The sequence below is a fragment of the Phyllobacterium sp. LjRoot231 genome, assembly GCF_964253365.1.
Classification (GTDB): Bacteria; Pseudomonadota; Alphaproteobacteria; order Rhizobiales; family Rhizobiaceae; genus Phyllobacterium.
Window position 1 is genome coordinate 3,127,344 of the sequence record NZ_CAXUQT020000001.1, and the last position, 19,982, is coordinate 3,147,325.

The 19,982-nt window shown below is 55.6% G+C and carries 20 protein-coding genes; 15 read left to right on the forward strand and 5 right to left on the reverse strand.

The genetic code is table 11. From position 1 onward, the window contains the following. Nucleotides 1-90 precede the first annotated feature (90 nt). The 10 genes from pdhA (at nt 91) to ACSQ3H_RS15455 (ending at nt 8,508) form a co-directional block, all read left to right on the forward strand. Complete coding sequence (gene pdhA / locus ACSQ3H_RS15410; protein ID WP_436117857.1) at nt 91-1,122, forward strand: pyruvate dehydrogenase (acetyl-transferring) E1 component subunit alpha; 1,032 nt, start codon at nt 91-93, stop codon at nt 1,120-1,122. Between the two features lie 13 nt (nt 1,123-1,135). Further along, nucleotides 1,136-2,530 (forward strand): pyruvate dehydrogenase complex E1 component subunit beta, encoded by a 1,395-nt coding sequence (locus ACSQ3H_RS15415; RefSeq protein ID WP_436117858.1) that lies wholly within the window; start codon nt 1,136-1,138, stop codon nt 2,528-2,530. Between the two features lie 33 nt (nt 2,531-2,563). Continuing rightward, nucleotides 2,564-3,901 (forward strand): pyruvate dehydrogenase complex dihydrolipoamide acetyltransferase, encoded by a 1,338-nt coding sequence (locus ACSQ3H_RS15420; protein ID WP_436119464.1) that lies wholly within the window; start codon nt 2,564-2,566, stop codon nt 3,899-3,901. Between the two features lie 8 nt (nt 3,902-3,909). Continuing rightward, complete coding sequence (locus ACSQ3H_RS15425; RefSeq protein ID WP_436117859.1) at nt 3,910-4,548, forward strand: SGNH/GDSL hydrolase family protein; 639 nt, start codon at nt 3,910-3,912, stop codon at nt 4,546-4,548. A gap of 17 nt (nt 4,549-4,565) precedes the next feature. Further along, entirely contained in the window at nt 4,566-6,029 is a 1,464-nt protein-coding gene (gene lpdA, locus ACSQ3H_RS15430) for a dihydrolipoyl dehydrogenase (RefSeq protein ID WP_436117860.1), read from the forward strand. A 170-nt stretch (nt 6,030-6,199) separates the two neighbouring features. Then, nucleotides 6,200-6,463 (forward strand): hypothetical protein, encoded by a 264-nt coding sequence (locus ACSQ3H_RS15435; protein WP_436117861.1) that lies wholly within the window; start codon nt 6,200-6,202, stop codon nt 6,461-6,463. A gap of 17 nt (nt 6,464-6,480) precedes the next feature. After that, nucleotides 6,481-6,759 (forward strand): GlsB/YeaQ/YmgE family stress response membrane protein, encoded by a 279-nt coding sequence (locus ACSQ3H_RS15440; protein WP_436117862.1) that lies wholly within the window; start codon nt 6,481-6,483, stop codon nt 6,757-6,759. Nucleotides 6,760-6,773: 14 nt separating this feature from the next. Beyond that, complete coding sequence (gene lipA / locus ACSQ3H_RS15445; protein WP_436117863.1) at nt 6,774-7,739, forward strand: lipoyl synthase; 966 nt, start codon at nt 6,774-6,776, stop codon at nt 7,737-7,739. Between the two features lie 3 nt (nt 7,740-7,742). Beyond that, nucleotides 7,743-8,201, forward strand: coding sequence for a type II toxin-antitoxin system RatA family toxin (locus tag ACSQ3H_RS15450; RefSeq protein WP_436117864.1), 459 nt, complete (start codon nt 7,743-7,745; stop codon nt 8,199-8,201). Between the two features lie 76 nt (nt 8,202-8,277). Next, complete coding sequence (locus ACSQ3H_RS15455) at nt 8,278-8,508, forward strand: hypothetical protein (protein WP_436117865.1); 231 nt, start codon at nt 8,278-8,280, stop codon at nt 8,506-8,508. A 50-nt stretch (nt 8,509-8,558) separates the two neighbouring features. Here the strand turns inward: ACSQ3H_RS15455 and ACSQ3H_RS15460 are convergent, their stop codons facing one another. Both ACSQ3H_RS15460 and ACSQ3H_RS15465 read right to left on the reverse strand, forming a co-directional pair. After that, entirely contained in the window at nt 8,559-9,050 is a 492-nt protein-coding gene (locus ACSQ3H_RS15460; protein ID WP_436117866.1) for a CinA family protein, read from the reverse strand. Beyond that, complete coding sequence (locus ACSQ3H_RS15465) at nt 9,047-10,240, reverse strand: bifunctional 2-C-methyl-D-erythritol 4-phosphate cytidylyltransferase/2-C-methyl-D-erythritol 2,4-cyclodiphosphate synthase (RefSeq protein ID WP_436119465.1); 1,194 nt, start codon at nt 10,238-10,240, stop codon at nt 9,047-9,049. Before ACSQ3H_RS15465 ends, ACSQ3H_RS15460 begins: the two co-directional genes overlap by 4 nt. 203 nt (nt 10,241-10,443) lie before the next feature. Between ACSQ3H_RS15465 and dusB the strand changes: the two genes are divergently transcribed. The 4 genes from dusB to ACSQ3H_RS15485 all read left to right on the forward strand — a co-directional run bounded on the left by dusB (nt 10,444) and on the right by ACSQ3H_RS15485 (nt 14,734). Then, a complete protein-coding gene (gene dusB, locus ACSQ3H_RS15470) occupies nt 10,444-11,439 on the forward strand; it encodes a tRNA dihydrouridine synthase DusB (RefSeq protein ID WP_436117867.1) in 996 nt (331 codons plus the stop codon). Beyond that, nucleotides 11,439-12,593: a two-component system sensor histidine kinase NtrB gene (locus ACSQ3H_RS15475; RefSeq protein WP_436117868.1), complete on the forward strand. Its 1,155-nt coding sequence runs from the start codon at nt 11,439-11,441 to the stop codon at nt 12,591-12,593. The genes dusB and ACSQ3H_RS15475 overlap by 1 nt, the downstream gene beginning before the upstream one ends. 2 nt (nt 12,594-12,595) lie before the next feature. After that, nucleotides 12,596-14,050, forward strand: a complete 1,455-nt coding sequence (gene ntrC / locus ACSQ3H_RS15480; RefSeq protein ID WP_436117869.1) for a nitrogen regulation protein NR(I) — start codon at nt 12,596-12,598, stop codon at nt 14,048-14,050. 207 nt (nt 14,051-14,257) lie between these two features. Next, nucleotides 14,258-14,734, forward strand: a complete 477-nt coding sequence (locus ACSQ3H_RS15485; protein ID WP_436117870.1) for a YfbU family protein — start codon at nt 14,258-14,260, stop codon at nt 14,732-14,734. Nucleotides 14,735-14,794: 60 nt separating this feature from the next. Here the strand turns inward: ACSQ3H_RS15485 and ACSQ3H_RS15490 are convergent, their stop codons facing one another. The 3 genes from ACSQ3H_RS15490 to ACSQ3H_RS15500 form a co-directional block, all read right to left on the reverse strand. Next, nucleotides 14,795-15,304, reverse strand: a complete 510-nt coding sequence (locus ACSQ3H_RS15490) for a DUF1993 domain-containing protein (RefSeq protein ID WP_436117871.1) — start codon at nt 15,302-15,304, stop codon at nt 14,795-14,797. 155 nt (nt 15,305-15,459) lie between these two features. Beyond that, nucleotides 15,460-16,248 (reverse strand): GGDEF domain-containing protein, encoded by a 789-nt coding sequence (locus tag ACSQ3H_RS15495; RefSeq protein ID WP_436117872.1) that lies wholly within the window; start codon nt 16,246-16,248, stop codon nt 15,460-15,462. Nucleotides 16,249-16,463: 215 nt separating this feature from the next. After that, entirely contained in the window at nt 16,464-17,438 is a 975-nt protein-coding gene (locus ACSQ3H_RS15500; protein WP_436117873.1) for an aldo/keto reductase, read from the reverse strand. A gap of 279 nt (nt 17,439-17,717) precedes the next feature. Between ACSQ3H_RS15500 and ACSQ3H_RS15505 the strand changes: the two genes are divergently transcribed. Further along, on the forward strand, nt 17,718-19,982 hold the full coding sequence (locus ACSQ3H_RS15505) for an ATP-binding protein (protein ID WP_436117874.1): 2,265 nt from the start codon (nt 17,718-17,720) through the stop codon (nt 19,980-19,982).

Below are 19,982 nucleotides of genomic sequence, written 5' to 3' on the forward strand. Positions count from 1 at the left end.
TCTTATTTGCATAGCACTTATTCGATTCTGCATATTGTAAGTTCCGAACCTGCTGCTATTCTCGTGCGACCAATTCACAGGGAGTGAGATATGGCCACGAGGGCGAAAAAAAGCCCTGCGCGTTCCGCGCAGACCTCCGCTATCAAAGCACCAAAACCAATCCAGTTTACCAAGGAACAAGAATTAGAAGCCTACCGGCACATGCTGCTGATCCGCCGCTTTGAAGAAAAAGCCGGTCAGCTCTACGGTATGGGTTTCATCGGTGGTTTCTGCCATCTCTACATCGGTCAGGAAGCTGTTGTCACCGGCATGCAGATGTCGCTGAAGGAAGGTGATCAGGTCATCACCGGCTATCGCGATCACGGCCATATGCTGGCTTGCGGCATGAGCCCGCGTGGTGTGATGGCCGAGTTGACCGGACGCCGCGGCGGTCTGTCCAAGGGCAAGGGCGGATCGATGCACATGTTCTCCAAGGAGAAACATTTCTACGGCGGTCACGGTATCGTCGGTGCGCAGGTTTCACTCGGTACCGGTCTCGCATTCGCCAATCGCTATCGTGATAATGGTAATGTTTCGCTGGCTTATTTCGGCGATGGTGCTGCCAATCAGGGCCAAGTTTACGAGAGCTTCAACATGGCCTCGCTATGGAAGCTGCCGGTCATCTATGTAATCGAGAACAATCGTTACGCGATGGGCACGTCGGTTTCGCGCGCCTCGGCCGAAACGGATTTCTCCAAGCGCGGCATTTCCTTCAACATTCCAGGTATCCAGGTCGACGGCATGGACGTACGCGCTGTCAATGCGGCGGGTGACGAAGCTGCCGCCTGGGCGCGTTCCGGCAAGGGTCCGATGATCCTTGAAATGCAGACTTACCGGTATCGTGGCCATTCCATGTCGGATCCGGCCAAATACCGTTCCAAGGACGAAGTGCAGAAAATGCGCTCCGACCATGATCCCATCGAGCAGGTGAAGCACCGGTTGATCGAAAACGGCTGGTCCACTGAGGACGACCTGAAGAAGATCGACAAGGACGTTCGCGATATCGTGGCTGACGCCGCCGATTTCGCCCAGTCCGATCCGGAGCCGGATGCATCCGAGCTTTACACCGACATTCTGCTCTAAGGGAGGCGCTATCATGCCTGTAGAAATTCTGATGCCAGCGCTCTCGCCGACTATGGAAGAGGGCAAACTGTCAAAATGGCTGAAAAAGGAAGGCGACAAGGTCACTTCCGGTGACGTGCTCGCGGAGATCGAAACCGACAAGGCGACGATGGAAGTCGAGGCTATCGATGAAGGCACGCTAAGCAAGATTCTCGTTGCCGAAGGCACCGACAATGTAAAGGTGAACGCCGTCATTGCTGTATTGCTGGGCGAAGGTGAAAGTGCCGACGCCGTCAGCGCACCGAAGGCTGCTGCTGCTGAAACTCCCGCGAAGTTGGAAGAGGCGCCCAAGCCCGAGACCGAGGCGGAAAAGCCTGCTGCGTCCGTTCCCGCTGCGCCGAAGACCGAAGTGGCCGCTGACCCGGATATTCCGGCGGGTACCGAGATGGTTTCCACTACCGTGCGCGAAGCACTGCGCGACGCGATGGCGGAAGAAATGCGGCGCGATCCGAACGTCTTCATCATGGGTGAGGAAGTCGCCGAATATCAGGGCGCCTACAAGATTACGCAGGGCTTGCTCGACGAATTCGGCCCGCGCCGCGTGGTTGATACGCCGATTACCGAACACGGCTTTGCCGGTGTGGGTGTCGGTGCTGCGATGACCGGTCTGCGCCCGATCGTTGAGTTCATGACTTTCAACTTCGCCATGCAGGCGATTGATCAGATCATCAATTCCGCCGCCAAGACACTTTATATGTCGGGCGGCCAAATGGGAGCGCCAATGGTGTTCCGCGGTCCAAGTGGTGCCGCCGCCCGTGTAGCAGCCCAGCACTCGCAGTGTTACGCTGCTTGGTACAGCCATATTCCTGGTCTTAAAGTCGTCATGCCCTATACGGCGGCCGATGCGAAGGGTCTGCTCAAGGCTGCTATCCGCGACCCGAATCCGGTGATCTTCCTCGAAAACGAAATCCTCTACGGCCATTCATTCGATGTGCCTAAGCTCGATGATTTCGTATTGCCAATCGGCAAGGCCCGCATTCACAAGAAGGGCAAGGACGTAACGCTCGTTTCCTTCGGCATTGGCATGAACTACACGGTCAAGGCAGAGGTGGAACTCGCCAAGCTTGGTATCGATGCGGAAATCATCGATCTGCGGACGATCCGGCCGATGGATATTCCGACTGTCATCGAATCGGTGAAGAAGACCGGACGGTGCGTCACCATCGAGGAGGGTTATCCGCAGTCCTCGGTTGGCACGGAAATCGCTACCCGCGTCATGCAGCAGGCCTTCGATTATCTCGATGCGCCGATCCTGACGATCGCCGGCAAGGATGTGCCGATGCCTTATGCGGCTAACCTCGAAAAGCTGGCTTTGCCGAACATCCAGGAAATCATCGACGCCGTCAAAGCTGTGACATACACCGCCTAAGGGGAGGAACCCGATATGCCGATAAATATCACCATGCCGGCGCTTTCTCCCACGATGGAAGAAGGCAATCTCGCCAAATGGCTGGTCAAGGAAGGCGATAAGGTCACGTCCGGTGATGTGATCGCCGAGATCGAAACCGATAAGGCAACGATGGAGGTCGAAGCGGTGGACGAAGGTACCGTGGCCAAGCTCGTGGTTCCGGCCGGTACTGAAGGCGTCAAGGTCAATGCGCTGATAGCTATTTTGGCCGGCGAGGGCGAAGATGTTGCCGCAGCTGCCAAGGGTGGGGGCGATGCGGCTCCAGCCAAGGCGGAAGCGCCAAAGGAAGAGAAGGCTGAGCCTGCTCCCGAGGCACCAAAGGCCGAAGCCCCGAAATCGGAAGCCGCTCCGGCACCGGCAGTCTCTGCACCGGTCAAGACAGGCGATCGTCCATTCTCTTCGCCACTCGCACGGCGTATCGCCAAGGACGCCGGTATCGATCTCGGCGCCGTGACAGGGTCCGGCCCGCATGGCCGCGTGATCAAGAAGGACGTCGAGGCGGCGATTTCCGGTGGTGGAGCCAAGGCTGCTCCAGTTACAGGAGCCGCGCCATCCGCAGCAGCGCCTGCCGTACTGAAGCCGATGTCCGACGATGCAGTGCTCAAGCTGTTCGAGCAGGGTTCTTACGAGCTCGTGCCGCATGACGGCATGCGCAAGACCATCGCCAAGCGTTTGCTCGAAGCCAAATCAACGGTTCCGCATTTCTATCTGACGGTGGATTGTGAACTGGATGCGCTGCTCGCATTGCGCGCGCAGATCAACGCCGCTTCACCAATGCGCAAGACGGAAAAGGGCGATGTCCCTGCCTACAAGCTCTCCGTCAACGACATGATCATCAAGGCGATGGCCTTGGCCCTGCGTGACGTACCGGAGGCGAATGTTTCCTGGACGGAAGCCAATATGGTCAAACACAAGCATTCCGACGTGGGTGTTGCTGTTTCGATACGCGGCGGTCTGATCACGCCGATCATCCGCAAGGCCGAGCAGAAGACACTTTCGGCCATTTCGAATGAAATGAAGGACCTTGCCAAGCGGGCTCGTGACCGCAAGCTGAAGCCTGAGGAATATCAGGGCGGGACGACTGCGGTGTCCAACCTCGGCATGTTTGGCGTCAGGGATTTCGCGGCCATCATCAACCCGCCGCACGCGACCATTCTTGCGATTGGTGCGGGCGAGGAGCGGGCTGTGGTCAAGAAGGGCGAGATCAAGGTTGCGACCGTCATGTCCGTGACGCTTTCGACCGATCACCGTGCCGTTGATGGTGCTTTGGGTGCAGAGCTTGCTCAGGCATTCAAGCGTCACATCGAAAACCCGATGGGCATGCTGGTCTGAGGGACGCTATGAAAACGGTCCTTTGTTATGGCGATTCATTGACCTGGGGATATATCCCCGATGGATCGGGTCGCCATGCGCTCAAGGATCGCTGGCCGCAGGTGCTTCAAGCCGAATTGGGGACGCATGTTCATGTCGTTGCCGACGGCTTGAACGGCCGCACGACTGCCTATGACGATCATCTCTCCGGCTTCGAGCGGAATGGCGCCAAGACGCTAACCACTGTTCTTGGCACGCATTTTCCGCTCGATCTCGTGATCATCATGCTCGGCACCAACGACATGAAGAACTTCATCTGTGGTAATGCCCAAGGCACCAAGCGCGGCATCCAGCGGCTGATCGAGATTGTTCGTACAGCACCCTATCAGAAAGAGGCCAAGGCGCCGAAAATTCTGATTATGTCGCCTCCAGCGCTTGGCGAAATCGACGAGCCGGAATTCCGACTGACTTTCGAACAGGGCATCGAACAGTCACGCCTGCTCGCTACCTTTTACAAGAGTGCCGCCGAACCTGCCAATTGTGCGTTTTTCGATGCGGGCTCGGTCGCCAAAACGTCACCTCTGGATGGCGTTCATCTTGATGCAGAGAATACACGGGCAATCGGTAAAGCCATTGCACCCATCGTTCGAGATATACTCGAGCTTTAAGCAGGAGGACCAAGGTCTTGGCCAATAATTACGACGTGATCATCATTGGTTCGGGCCCGGGCGGCTACGTTACCGCCATCCGCTCCGCACAGCTCGGTTTCAAGACCGCAATCGTCGAGCGTGAACATCTTGGCGGCATCTGCCTGAACTGGGGTTGTATTCCGACCAAGGCGCTGTTGCGCTCGGCCGAGATTTTTCATTACGGCCAGCACGCCAAGGATTACGGCCTGACCATCGAAGGCAAGATCTCTGCGGATGTCAAAGCCGTGGTGCAGCGTTCGCGTGGTGTTTCGGGCCGGCTCAATGCCGGCGTCGGCTTCCTGATGAAGAAGAACAAAGTTGACGTGATCTGGGGCGAGGCCAAAATATCGAAGGCTTCGACAAGCGCTCAGCCGGGTGAGATCATTGTTTCGAAGACCTCGAAAAAGCCGATGGAGCCGCAGCCGCCGCTTCCCAAGAATGCTCTGGGTGAGGGTACTTATTCGGCTAAGCATATTATTCTGGCTACCGGTGCCCGCCCGCGTGCGCTGCCCGGCATTGAGCCGGATGGCAAGCTGATCTGGACCTATTTCGAGGCCATGGTGCCGCCGGAAATGCCGAAATCGCTGGTGGTGATGGGCTCGGGTGCGATCGGTATCGAATTCGCCTCGTTCTACCGTTCCATGGGTGCGGAGGTGACCGTGGTCGAGCTTCTGCCGACCGTCATGCCTGTCGAGGATGCCGAAATTTCGGCGATCGCCCGCAAGCAGTTCGAAAAGCAGGGCATGAAGATCATCACCGACGCCAAGGTGACGAAGGTTGAAAAAGCCGCCAATTCAATTACCGCCCATGTCGAGACCAAGGATGGTAAGGTCGAGAAGATTACTGCGGATCGCCTTATTTCCGCTGTCGGTGTTCAGGGGAATATTGAGAACCTCGGGCTCGAAGCTTTGGGCGTGAAGACCGATCGTGGTTGTGTCGTCATTGACGGTTACGGCAAGACCAACGTACCCGGCATCTACGCTATCGGCGATGTTGCCGGCCCGCCCATGCTCGCGCACAAGGCCGAGCATGAAGGTGTGATCTGCATTGAGAAGATTGCAAATTTCCCGGGTGTTCATCCGATTGAGAAGGACAAAATTCCGGGCTGTACCTATTGCCAACCGCAGGTTGCGTCCGTTGGCCTCACTGAAGCGAAGGCAAAGGAAAATGGCCGGGAGATCCGCGTCGGGCGTTTCCCGTTTGCCGCAAACGGTAAGGCGATTGCGCTTGGTGAAGATCAAGGTCTGATCAAGACCATCTTCGACAAGAAGACCGGCCAGCTTATCGGTGCGCATATGGTTGGTGCGGAAGTCACTGAGCTGATTCAGGGCTTCGTCGTCGCCATGAACCTCGAAACCACTGAAGAGGAATTGATGCATACGGTCTTCCCGCACCCAACTTTGTCGGAAATGATGAAGGAAAGCGTGCTGGATGCTTATGGTCGCGTGCTGAACGCCTGAGAGACCTTAGATAAATCTACCCTGATGGACATCTGATGCGATTTTCTGCGCTTCCGGTGCTCATGAACCCAAAAGTTCACTGCGCTCCGGTTCTCGAAAACCACGCCACCTGTCGCATCTGGCTGAATTTCTCATAAGGTCTCGGATTGCTGGAAAGGAATGCAGACCCATTGGTCACCATCAAGGATAGCAAACCCTGGATCAGCCTTTCATGGGTGATCCTAAAATGGTCGACACTGATCGGCCTCTTGCTCGGGTTTGTGCCGTCCGCCTTGAGTCTGGTTTCCGGTAACACCATATCGATCAACGGAACCGCGATCAGCGGATGGACGGGTGTGTGGATCGTAACCCTTGCTTGTGGGTTGGGTGGGTTTCTTTTCGGTGCTATATGGGCTCTGGTGCTCCGCGCCATTGCAATTGCATCAGGACGCTAGCGAGGGGGAGAAGAAGGATGGATCAGCCAGTTGGTATCATGGGCATGCCCGGCGTCGGTTTCTTTGGAATGCTGGTTATCGGTTTCATAGCGGGTTATATCGCCGAGAAGGCGATGAATCGCGATCATGGTCTCTTCACCAACATTCTTGTTGGCATTGCCGGTTCGTTTGTCGGCGGCACGCTGGCAGGACTGTTGAATTTCAATTTCTACGGATTTCTTGGAAATCTGATCGTTGCGACGGCAGGCGCAATTCTCATTCTATGGGTCTTCGGCAAGGCCAGACCTGCAAGCTAGTCTAGGATAATTTGATGGTAACGGTACTCGACACGATCGATCAAAAGCGGCGCCTCCGTCATCCCGAAAAGGCGCATCGCCCGGATTCGGAGATTCTGAAGAAACCTGACTGGATTCGCGTAAAAGCGCCCGTGTCGAAAGGCTACTCGGAAACGCGCGATATCGTGCGCTCGCACAACCTTGTCACCGTGTGCGAAGAGGCCGGCTGCCCAAATATCGGCGAGTGCTGGGACAAGAAGCACGCGACGTTCATGATCATGGGCGAGATTTGCACGCGTGCCTGTGCATTCTGCAATGTCGCCACAGGTTTGCCGACGGCGCTTGATCCGAACGAGCCTGAAAATGTCGGCAAAGCCGTTTTAAAGATGGGCTTGCAGCATGTGGTTATCACCTCGGTCGATCGTGACGACCTTGCTGATGGTGGTGCGCAGCATTTTGCCGATGTGATCCATGCCATCCGCCGTATATCGCCCGGCACGACAATCGAGATTCTGACGCCGGATTTCCTGCGCAAGGAAGGCGCTCTCGAGATCGTCGTTGCTGCCCGTCCAGACGTTTTCAACCACAACCTTGAGACTGTGCCGTCCAACTACCTCAAAGTTCGCCCGGGTGCCCGTTACTTCCATTCCATCCGCTTGTTGCAACGCGTCAAGGAACTTGACCCGACAATCTTCACCAAGTCGGGCATCATGGTTGGCCTTGGCGAAGAACGAAACGAAGTGCTGCAGCTCATGGATGATCTGCGCTCAGCCGATGTGGATTTCATGACGATCGGCCAGTATCTGCAGCCGACCCGCAAACATCACGCTGTACTGAACTACGTCACACCGGATGAGTTCAAATCCTACGCAACGATTGCCAAGACCAAGGGATTTCTGGTTGTTGCTTCCAGTCCGTTGACACGCTCGTCGCATCATGCCGGCGAAGATTTTGCAAGATTGAAGGCTGCGCGCGAAGCGCTGCACGCAAACCGCACCTGACCGATGCCGAAATTCGAAACGACCCGCCATGTGGTGCATCGTGCAGAACAGATGTTTGATCTGGTCGCTGATATAGAGACCTATCCGCAATTTCTGCCGATGTGCGAAAGTCTGAAGGTGCGCTCGCGCAAGGAAAGCCATGGCAAAACCCTCCTGATTGCCGATATGACTGTCGGTTACAAACTGATCCGCGAGACCTTCACCAGTCAGGTTCTTTTGAAGCCGGAAGAAAAAGTCATCATAACCAAATACATTGATGGGCCATTCCGCTACCTCGACAACCGCTGGCAGTTCATCCCCGATGCAAATCCGGAACATTCTGCGGTAAAGTTCTACATCGATTATGAGTTCAAGAGCCGCACGCTCGGCTTTCTTATGGGGTCGATGTTCGACATTGCTTTCAGGAAATTCACCGAGGCTTTTGAAAAGCGAGCCGATGTGATCTACGGCAGGGAATCTTAAACCCGGCAAATCCAAGTAAAGTATGCTCGGCCGGAACGAAAGCCGATGCTATCCGTTACCACTGCGGGAGGTTGTGATGGTAACAACCACGCTGATCGGTGCATTGCTTGTTGTTTGCGGGCTCTTGTACATGGCAGGAGTTGCCGTTTATCGCGGCAGTCTGAGCGAACCCCATTTGTCCAACGGTGAGCCGGCCGGTCTCGAACCACCCCATCGCGGTCTACGTTTCCTTGGTTTGAAAGCCAATTGGCCTGGCCTTTTGGTTGCGGCGATCGGTGCGCTGCTGTTGTTGTTGCCGCTCGCGTAGCAGCCCTCGGGTTCGTGCCGTTGAAACGTCTGATGATTTCGCTACCAGTCTTACGATAAGGCCTTCAGGAGCATATCGAGCGCTGTATTCACTGCGGCATTGCGGATTGATGCGCGACCGTGATCATCAAACACGTGGCGTGCCGCAATTGGCTGTTTTCCATTCAACGCCAGTCCAAACCAGACAAGACCCACGGGCTTCGCTTCCGAACCGCCGCCGGGCCCGGCAATCCCGGTAACCGAGACGGCAATACCCGCGTGTGAATGGGCGAGGGCGCCTGCAGCCATAGCCAAAGCGACTTCCTCCGATACTGCGCCATGTTTGTCGATCAATTCGGCCGGAACGCCGATCATCTCGTGCTTGGCCCCGTTCGAATAGGTGACGAACCCGCGATCCACCACATCGGATGACCCGCCAATATCGGTCAGCGACGCAACGATTAAACCGCCCGTGCAGGATTCAGCCGTTGCCAGCAGGATGCCGTGGCGACGGCAGGCTTCAAGCACCGCAATTGCTTTGGCTTCCGCGATGAGCTCGCTCATTCCGGCAGTCCTCCCGGATAAATGACCGATGCTGTCGCGATGGCCGCAATGCCTTCCTTGCGGCCGATGAAACCGAGCTTTTCATTCGTCGTGGCCTTGATTGAGATGCGATCAGGAGAAATCCCCAGCATTTTCGACAAGGCTGCCGTCATCGCCTCGCGATGCGGGCCTATTTTCGGCGCCTCGCAGATCAACGTTATGTCGGCATTGGCGATTCGGCCGCCGGCTTCCCTGACGATTTTTACCGCATGTTCGACAAAGATATGAGAAGCGGCGCCCTTCCAGCGCGGGTCGGATGGCGGAAAATGTGTACCGATATCGCCCGCACCGCGTGTCGCCAACAGGGCGTCAGTCAGCGCATGCAAAGCCACGTCCGCATCCGAATGCCCGGACAGCTTGTGATCATGTTCGATGAATACGCCGGCAAGCATCACGCCATCACCCGGCTCAAAAGCATGCACATCGTAGCCGTTTCCGGTGCGCACATCCGGAAAAGCGGAGAGCTTTTGTGACAGACGGTCATCGGCCATTTCGATATCCTTTGCCCAGGTCAATTTGGTGTTGTCAGCTGATCCTTCAACAATCCGCACCGGTAGGCCATGCCATTCGGCGATGGCCGAATCATCGGTGAAGTCGGAACGCCCAGCGGTAAATGCTGCGTCGTGCGCGTTAAGGATTGGCAGATATGGGAACGCCTGCGGCGTCTGCGCTGCATAGAGCCCGGCGCGCGGCACCGTTGCGCTGACCATCGCGTCATGCCCGGCGGCTTTCAGCGTATCCGATACGGCAAGGACCGGCAGCACACCAATATGTGGCGTCAGATTGAAAATGACGCGCTCCAGAAGATCTGCCGAAATAAAGGGACGGACACCGTCGTGAATCAGCACGTGGTCCGGTGATTTGTCCTTGAGTGCCAGAAGCCCGAGACGTGTCGATTCTTGACGAGTCGGTCCGCCGATGACAGCTGTAACGTTTGCAGCGTGGTCCCCAAGCGCCATGGCGAACAGCGCATCGTCTTCTTTGTGAATCACCACAACGACATGGTCGATCAGCGGGCAGTCAAGAAATACGCGCAATGTATGCGCCAGAACGGCCTCTCCTCCGATCTTGCGATATTGCTTTGGTCCTTCAACGCTTTCGCCCGCGCGTTCGCCGCGTCCGGCCGCCACAATGACCGCAGCTACCCGCATCTTCTTCTTGTCAGTCTTCCCCGGCACAATTCTCTCCGTCGCATCGAACTGCGTTACCCTTTGCTAGGCGGAAAGACCAGAACTTTGAGTCAGAAGAAGGTCGAAATCCAGTCAGCGAACGACGCGCAATGCCTTGCGAAGAGGCACGGACCTGTCTAAAGGATAGGCTATTGTCAAATTGCATAGGAAACAGGCAGAACTCCGTGATCGAACTGGACCAACCACTGGATGTAGGCGGCGTGCGCTTGCGCAATCGCGTTTTTCTGGCGCCCATGTCTGGCGTCTCTGACCTCCCGTTCCGCCAATTGGCGTGGCGGGCGGGCGCTGGCATGGTGGTGTCGGAAATGGTTGCCAGCGCCGAGCTTTGCACGCGCGAACGCGGCAACCTGTTGCGCCTGAAGGGCGATGGATTGGGCACGCACGTTGTGCAGATCGCAGGCCGCGAAACCCGATGGATGGCAGAAGCTGCGCGGATCGCTGAAGGCGAGGGCGCGCATATTGTCGATATCAATATGGGTTGCCCGGCCAAAAAGGTGACCGGAGGACTGTCAGGTTCGGCGCTGATGCGGGATCTCGATCATGCGCTGACGCTGATTGAAGCAACGATTGATGCTGTGAAGGTTCCTGTGACGTTGAAAATGCGGCTTGGCTGGGATGACGATACCATAAATGCGCCGGAGCTGGCTGCGCGGGCAGAGCAGGCGGGCGTCAGGATGATCACGGTGCATGGCCGCACGCGCTGCCAATTCTACGAAGGGAAAGCCGATTGGCAGGCCATTCGCGCGGTCAAGGATGCAATCTCGGTCCCGCTCGTAGCCAATGGCGATGTCCTCAACCGCGATGACGCCATCGCCATTCTCCAAACCTCTGGCGCCGATGCGGTCATGGTCGGGCGCGGTTCGTATGGCCAACCGTGGTTACCCGGGACGATCGTTCACGGAACCGGAGAGGATGCCAGCGACTTGATCGCTGACTATGCGGTCGCGCATTACGAAGCGATGCTTTCGCATTATGGCGAGATCACGGGCATTCGTCATGCGCGCAAACATCTTGGCTGGTATCTCGACCTGCACGGTGTTGATGTTAGCCCCGCGACACGCGGATCGATCATGACCGAAATCAATCCGCGTCTGGTTGTACGGCGTCTTCACGCTGCGCTTACCTGCCCGAATGCTGATGAAATGAAGAAGGTGGCCTGATGACAGCATCGGACAAATCAATGCTGGGAGACCGGTTGGCAGGCATCGTCCTGAATTCCATACGGCACCCGGTGATCATGCTCGATGACGCAGGTTATGTTTCCTACGCCAATGCCGATGCGGAGGCATTCTTCCGCTCGAGCGCCAGCATTTTAAGCCGCAACACACTCGATATGCTCTTGCCGTTTGGCAGCCCCCTGCTGGCGCTGGTCAAGCAGGTGCGGGAAAGCCCTTCGCCAGTCAATGAATATCGCGTGGATGTCTCGTCGCCGCGGCTTGGTCAGGACCGGATCGTCGATCTTTACGTTACGCCGGTCAGTGAGTCGCCCGGTTCGATCGTCATCCTTTTCAAGGAACGGTCGATGGCTGAAAAGCTTGATCGCCAGATGACGCATCGCGGCGCCGCGCGCTCCGTTACCGGCCTTGCGTCCATGCTGGCGCACGAGATCAAGAACCCGCTATCCGGCATTCGCGGTGCGGCGCAGCTGCTCGAGACGGGTCTGAATGATGATGATCGGGCGTTGACGCGTCTCATCACCGATGAAACCGACCGGATTGTATCACTTGTCGACCGTATGGAGGTTTTCTCCGATGAACGCCCGATCGAGCGCGAAGCGGTAAACATCCACGTCGTGCTCGATCATGTCAAAGCTATCGCCAAGAACGGCTTTGCCAGTCACATCAAGTTCCACGAGGACTACGACCCGTCGCTGCCTTATGTATTTGCCAATCGCGATCAACTTGTTCAGGTCTTTCTCAATCTCGTGAAGAACGCGGCGGAATCCATCGGTGCAAACGAGCCCGGCGAAATCATGCTCTCCACAGCGTTCCGTCCAGGTATCCGCCTGTCGGTCCCGGGCATGCGTACCCGCGTCTCGCTGCCGCTCGAATTTTGCGTTTCGGATACAGGGGCGGGCGTATCGCCCGATATCATGCCGCATCTGTTCGATCCGTTCATAACGACGAAGCCCAATGGTTCTGGTCTTGGCCTCGCGCTGGTTGCCAAGATTGTCGGGGACCATGGCGGTGTCATCGAATGCGATTCCGTACCGCGCAAGACGACATTCAGAATTCTCATGCCCGCATGGCAGAGCGGTCCGCTCGATGACGACCATGCAGACGACAGTCCATATACGAAGAAAGCAGGATCCTGATCATGAGTTTGGGCAGCATTCTCGTCGCAGATGACGACGCGGCAATCAGAACAGTCCTCAATCAGGCGCTTTCCCGTGCAGGCTATGATGTCCGTATCACATCCAATGCAGCCACCCTGTGGCGCTGGATATCCGCAGGCGATGGCGATCTGGTGATCACCGATGTGGTGATGCCGGACGAAAACGCTTTCGATCTTTTGCCACGCATCAAAAAGTCGCGGCCCGATCTGCCTGTCATCGTCATGAGCGCGCAGAACACCTTTATGACTGCCATTCGTGCCTCGGAGGCTGGTGCCTACGAATATTTGCCAAAGCCATTCGATCTTACAGAATTGGTGAGCATCGTTGGACGGGCACTTTCGGAACCGAAGAAAAAGCCGGAGAAGTGGGCTGCCGACGAGCAACCCGATACAATGCCGCTGGTCGGCCGCTCGCCGGCGATGCAGGACATTTACCGGGTATTGGCGCGCATGATGCAGACCGATCTGACGGTGATGATTTCAGGCGAGTCCGGTACTGGCAAAGAACTCGTGGCGAAGGCGCTGCATGAATATGGCCGCCGGCGCAAGGGTCCCTTCGTCGCGATTAATATGGCTGCGATCCCGCGTGACCTGATCGAGTCAGAATTGTTCGGCCACGAACGCGGGGCTTTCACTGGCGCGCAGAACCGGTCGAGCGGACGCTTCGAACAGGCGGACGGCGGTACACTGTTCCTCGACGAAATCGGGGATATGCCGATGGAGGCGCAGACGCGGCTTCTGCGCGTGCTGCAGCAGGGCGAATACATGACCGTTGGCGGGCGCACGCCGATCAAGACCGACGTCCGCATTGTCGCTGCGACCAACAAGGATCTGCGAACGCTGATCAATCAGGGTCTGTTTCGTGAAGATTTGTACTATCGTCTCAACGTCGTGCCGCTGCGCCTGCCTCCACTGCGTGAACGCGGCGAAGATATTCCGGATCTCGTGCGGCACTTTTTCAAGATGGCGGCGAAAGACGGCCTGCCTGAAAAACGTATCATGGCTGATGGCCTCGACCTGATGCGGCGATATCCCTGGGCGGGAAATGTGCGCGAACTGGAAAATCTTGTCCGCCGCCTAGCTGCACTATACCCGCAGGAAGAAATCAATGCGGAAGTCATCGAGGCCGAACTCAAGGCCGATCTGCGGCCTACCGAGCCATCGTCGAATTCCATGGCGAACGAAGATGTCACTATCGGTCAGGCGGTCGAACTGAACATGCAGCGCTACTTCCTTTCCTACGGCGACGACCTGCCGCCGGTTGGTCTTTACCAGCGGGTACTAGAGGAGGTGGAGTATCCGCTTATCCTCTCTTGCCTGACGGCTACACATGGGAACCAGATCAAGGCGGCCGAATTGCTGGGCCTCAATCGTAATACGCTGCGCAAAAAAATCCGCGAGCTGGGTGTCAACATCTACAAGAGCACCAAGAGCTAACGCTGATTTGTCAGCGTTAGCTTATTAAGCAATCATTAGATATTAGGTATTTTTTCACCAATTTTTATAATATCAAGAGAAGATAAAATTGTAACTACTGCAATAGAGGCTTTTTAAGTTCAGTATGCGCAGAATAATCACCAGAAATCCCGTGAATTAAACGCAACCGGCAAAGTGCCGAATTGCCATCGGATCATACGGAGGTGCATGGTGTTCAGTTTTGCAGAACGTTTAATGTTGTTCAACCAATACGAAATCTTGAAGAAGCTTGATCCTCAGAAATCAAGCCTTTACGCGCGGCATCAGGAAGTCGTGGAGAAAGGCTTTGAGAGTCTTTATGGGGATCTTGGAATTTCGACGACGACCCTGAGCAAGGAAGAGGCTCGGGAAATGGATGACATCCTCGCGCTGTTTCGGGCGATCAAGACGTCGAGCGCCGGCGCTGCCAGGAATGCCATCGGCAAGACGCAATTTGTTGGCTTTGGCTCCAGCCAGCCTGACGAGCGTTTCGCTTATGCCGACTTTCTCAGCAATATCTTGAAGTTCCCGCAGGAAGTCTCGAATAGTCCGGACAATCGGCCGGAACTGCAGCTCGAAAAATACCGTACGATGTTGAAGCGGTGGGACGAAATTGGCAGGAAGCGCGAGCTCTCCGCTGACCAGATTGAACATCTGGTAGCCTAGTCCAAAGAAACTTAATGAATGTGGCCGGCATTGCCGGCCATATTCATTTGGCCATGCGTTTCAGCTCAATGCACCGAGGTAGTCGAGTTTCCCGACAGGAACGCCGTTATGGCGCAGAATGTTCTGAGCCGTCGTGACATGGAAGTAGAAGTTCGGCAGGACGAATTTCAGAATGTAGTCCTCGCCGTTTAATGTTACCCCCAACTTGCCGAATTTCAGCGTAACCTCGTTGTTCTGAGTGCCATCGAGGGCTGATGGATCGACGCTTTCCAAAAATGCAACCGTCTTGGCGATGCGCTCGCGCAATTCGGCGAAATCCGATTCTTCATCGGGAAATTTCGGAACGTCGATTGACGTGAGACGTGCGATCACACCCTTTGACGTATCGCTGGCTCGCTGAACCTGGCCGGAGAACGGCAGCATATCCGGCGCCAAACGTGCGTTGAAAAGAACCGCCGGAGCGATTTTCTTCTCCGCCGCGAATGCTTCAGCCTTGTCGATCAACGACGAAAGAACGGAGAAACCACGGACAAATGCCGGAACGGAAATCTTGTGCATGGATAATGACATAGGCGTGCTCCTTTGAAGCATGGCAGGACTTGCAGAATTTGTGATCGAGATGAGATCAGGAATGAGGTTGTGGCATTCGTAGCCGCCAAGCGCAAATACGTCGCTGCCGCGTTTTTTCAAGGGGCCATCTGATAGCTACAGACAGGTTGGAACTACTAGATCTTGCGAAGCTTGGCCTCAAAAATCGTTGCGGGGCTGTGATCAACATGAACAATCCGGTTTCGCCCCTGGCTTTTCGCGGCATAGAGGCACTTGTCAGCAGCAACCAACGCCTCCTCCAGACCTTGTCCAGGTTGGTGGATTGAGATCCCGACACTCACAGTGACGTCGAGATCACCGATCCGAAGATATTTGGAGATGTCCCGAACGCCCGTAAGAATTTTGTGCGAGAGCCAATCGGCCTTTGCCAGATCCGCTCCGGTCAGGAAAATGGCGAATTCCTCGCCACCGAAACGCGCGGCAAAATCCCATTCGCCGAGGGTGGACCGGATGAGAATTCCGATTTCCTGGAGCACCCCGTCTCCGACCGCGTGGCCATACCGGTCGTTGATCGATTTGAAATGATCGGCATCGATATAGAGAACCGCACCCGCACTTCTGTCCGCATCGCACAAGGCGATCTGCTTTTGCGCCTGCATGTAAAATTCGTTCCGGTTGGAGAGGCCGGTAAGATCATCCTTGCGCAGGGCCAAATCGAGCCGGACGGCGGTTTGCTTGAGCCGGAAATTAAGCCCGACGAGAAAAGCACCAAGCGGAACGCTTACGACGATAACAATGAACGTCGTGACAATCAGCGCTACATCGAGACGATCCAGTCTCACGACCAGGAAGAAAAGGGCTGTGAGCAAATCCGAGGCGATGATCGCCATGCCGACCATGATTGCAACCTGTTTGAAAGGCGGCAAGTCACCGAATTTCGTCATCCAAAAATCGTAGGTCGTCATTGCCGTCCGCCGAGTGTGTTGTGCCCCTCATAACAATACGCTCCAAAGCCATAAAGAAAGCTCTTTGCGAATAGTGTAAATTTTAACTGTTGTTAATTTTGTATCGAATTTTTATCCGCAGGCAATCGTTCCAGCCACTTGTTTCACAACTTCGGTAGTGGCTGGAACTTTGTCTATATCAAATGTCGAACGTGAAAATAGACGATGTGCTGCAACTAAACAAAGCCCATTACTCTGTGTGGAATATACGGTGCTTCAATTGCAGAAATTTCTGCTTCTGATAGCCTAACTTGAAGTGCTGCAACAGCATCATCCAGGTGATATGCTTTGGTAGCACCAACGATGGGCGATGTTACCTTTGACAAAACCCAGGAAAGAGCTATTTGTGCACGTGGGAGACCGCGTTTTTCTGCAACTTGCGCGACTGCGTCCACGACTTTCTTGTCGGCATCCTCAGTACCGGCATAAAGCCCCTTGCCGAATTCATCGGTTTCAGAGCGCGCGCTGCTTTCATCCCAATCGCGCGTAAGCCGGCCGCGAGCGAGGGGGCTCCACGGAATGACGGCGATGCCTTCTGCCTTGCACAGCGGCAGCATTTCGCGTTCCTCCTCACGGTAGAGCAGGTTCACGTAGTTTTGCATCGAAACGAAGCGTGCCCATCCGTGCTTTTCCGAGGTCGCGAGCATTTGCGCGAACTGCCAAGCGTACATGGATGACGCTCCGATATAACGGACCTTGCCTGATTTCACGACCTCATGAAGCGCTTCAAGAGTTTCCTCGATGGGCGTGTCATAATCGAAACGATGGATCTGGTAGAGATCGACATAATCTGTGCCGAGCCGCTGCAGGCTTGCGTCGATTTCGGCAAAAATGGCTTTGCGTGAAAGGCCAGCACCGTTTGGACCGGGACGCATCCGGCTGTTAACCTTGGTGGCGATGACAACCTCCTCACGCGAGGAGAAATCCTTCAACGCGCGGCCGACAATCTCTTCGCTCGAGCCGTCCGAATAGACATTGGCCGTGTCGAAAAAATTGATTCCGAGTTCAAGCGCCTGTTTGATGAACGGTCGACTCTTTTCTTCGGACAGAGTCCAAGTGTGAATGCCACGATCGGGTTCACCATAACTCATGCAACCGAGGCAAATCCGCGAGACCTGCAGGCCGGTATTTCCGAGGCGTACATATTCCATGTCAGTTCTCCATGCTTTGAAAGTCGTTCTCGCTGATGGCAGCACGCAATTCCACGGACGACGACACGTCCGGGACAGTGATAAGTGGTTTTATCAGCTTTAAAATGACCATGTGAACGCGTAACGACAAATTTACTCAACGTTTGTATTAGCTCCGATCGCAATAATCTCGGGGACTACGGCTTAGTTGTTGAACATTTGGAATTGCTCCGAGACAAAACGTTGCATTTCCGCCACAATGTGTTGCATGAGTGCCACGTGTTTGGAATCACAACAGCAATGCTTTTATCGAATTCGGTCAATCTGTTTGGAACTTCGGCAACTGGCGCGACAAGCGGCGGCATGCAGAAGTTTTATTCGAGGGTTGGACTTGCTACGGTTGTCCTCGCATTGCTCACGACCGGCGTAACTTTTCTGATCCTGACCGGCATGACGCCAATCCATCCCGACAGCCGGATCACGTTGCTGCTTACAGGTATCAACGCGGTTCTTATCGCGGCCCTTATGATTCTGATCGGACGGGAAGCTTACCGCATCGCGCGAGCCAGAACGCGTGGGAAAGCCGCATCGCGCCTGCATGTGCGTCTTATTGTGCTTTTTTCGCTCGTCGCCGCCGTGCCAGCAATGATCGTCGCCATCGTCGCCTCCATTACTCTTGATCTCGGACTTGACCGCTGGTTCGAGATGCGGACGACGACCATTGTCAACTCGTCCATCAGCCTCGCCAATTCCTATATTCAGGAAAGTGCACGCAATTTGCAGGGCACGACGCTTGAAATGGTCAACGACCTCGATGGCCAGCGGACGCTTTATAATCTTGATCGGAGCGGGTTTACCCGTTTGCTGACGCAGCAGGCGCTGGGGCGGGGCCTGATCGGCGCTTCCCTGATCAGGCCAAATGGCGAAACGGCGGTGCGCGCCGATATCAAATCTGATGTCGCGATACCTGCTGTGGCAAAGTCGGTACTGGAGACCGCATCGGACGGCAAACCCGTACTCATTCCGCCGGAACAGACCAATCTTCTCAGTGCAGTTATCATGATGCGCGAGATACCGGGGCTGTTCCTTTATGCCGTAAGGCCCGTTGATGCGGACATTCTCAGCTCGAGCCGATTGATGGAGAAACGAACTGCCGATGAGCAAAAGTCCGCTGGGGAAGGGACCACGACCCAGATTCTTTTTGCGCTGCTCTATTTCGGTCTCACCCTGACGCTGCTCCTGTCGGCGATCTGGACAGGCATAGCCGTTGCTGACAGGCTTGTGCGTCCCATTCGGCTATTGATTGGCGCCGCCGATGATGTGGCAACAGGCAATCTCGATGTCTCGGTTCCCGTGCACCGCAATGATGGCGATATCGGCTCGCTCTCGCAGACATTCAATACGATGGTTCGGCAGTTGGGGACGCAGCGCAGCGAGCTCGTTACCGCCAAGGATCAGATCGATGAGCGGAGACGGTTCTCAGAAGCGGTCCTTTCAGGTGTGACCGCCGGCGTCATCAGTGTGAATGGTGATGGCGTCATAGGCATCATAAACCGTTCTGCTGAAACAATGCTCTCGCTCGATCCGGCAACCGCGATAGGCAAGAACTTGACCGCGCTTGTTCCGGAGATCGGACTGGTTTTCGAAGTCGCGCATGCAACGGGCCGCTCCGTTTATCGCGAGCAGGTGACCATGTCGCGCCGCGGCAGCGCGCGAACGTTCAACGTCCAGATTACCGTGGAAGACGCTGAGTCGATTGACCATTCTTACGTTGTGACCGTGGATGATATCACCGATCTGGTTGAGGCGCAGCGTTCCTCCGCATGGGCTGATGTCGCAAGGCGCATCGCTCACGAGATCAAGAATCCGCTGACACCGATCCAGCTTTCTGCGGAACGTTTGCGCCGCCGCTACGGCAAGGTGATCACTGAAGATCGTGAGGTCTTCGATCAATGCACCGAGACGATCATTCGGCAGGTTGGTGATATAGGTCGCATGGTCGATGAATTCTCTGCCTTCGCGCGCATGCCGAAACCGGAAATCAAGGCGATGGATTTGCGCGAGGCTTTGCGCGAGGCCTCTTTCCTGGTGGAGGTCAGCCGTAGTGATATTCGTTTCGAGCGCGACTTTGGCAGCCTCCCGCTCATCGGTCAGTTCGACAGTCGTTTGATGGGACAGGCCTTTGGAAACGTCATCAAGAACGCTGCTGAATCCGTTGAATCCATTGTGAAAGAGACTCATGCCGACGGGCACATTCTTGTCAGATCCAGACAGGATGATGCGACAATCGTGGTCGAAATCCTCGACAATGGCAAAGGCCTGCCGCGCGAGCATCGGCAGCGGCTGCTCGAACCCTACATGACGACTCGCGAGAAGGGCACCGGACTTGGCCTTGCTATCGTCAAGAAGATTGTCGAGGACCATGCCGGGCATCTCGAATTGCATGACGCGCCGGAAGACTTTTACGGGGGCCGCGGCGCGATGATCCGCATGATTTTTCCAACCACACAGACCGTTACGCAGGTCGAAGCAGAGACCGATAAATCGGCAAAGCAGGTGAATTAA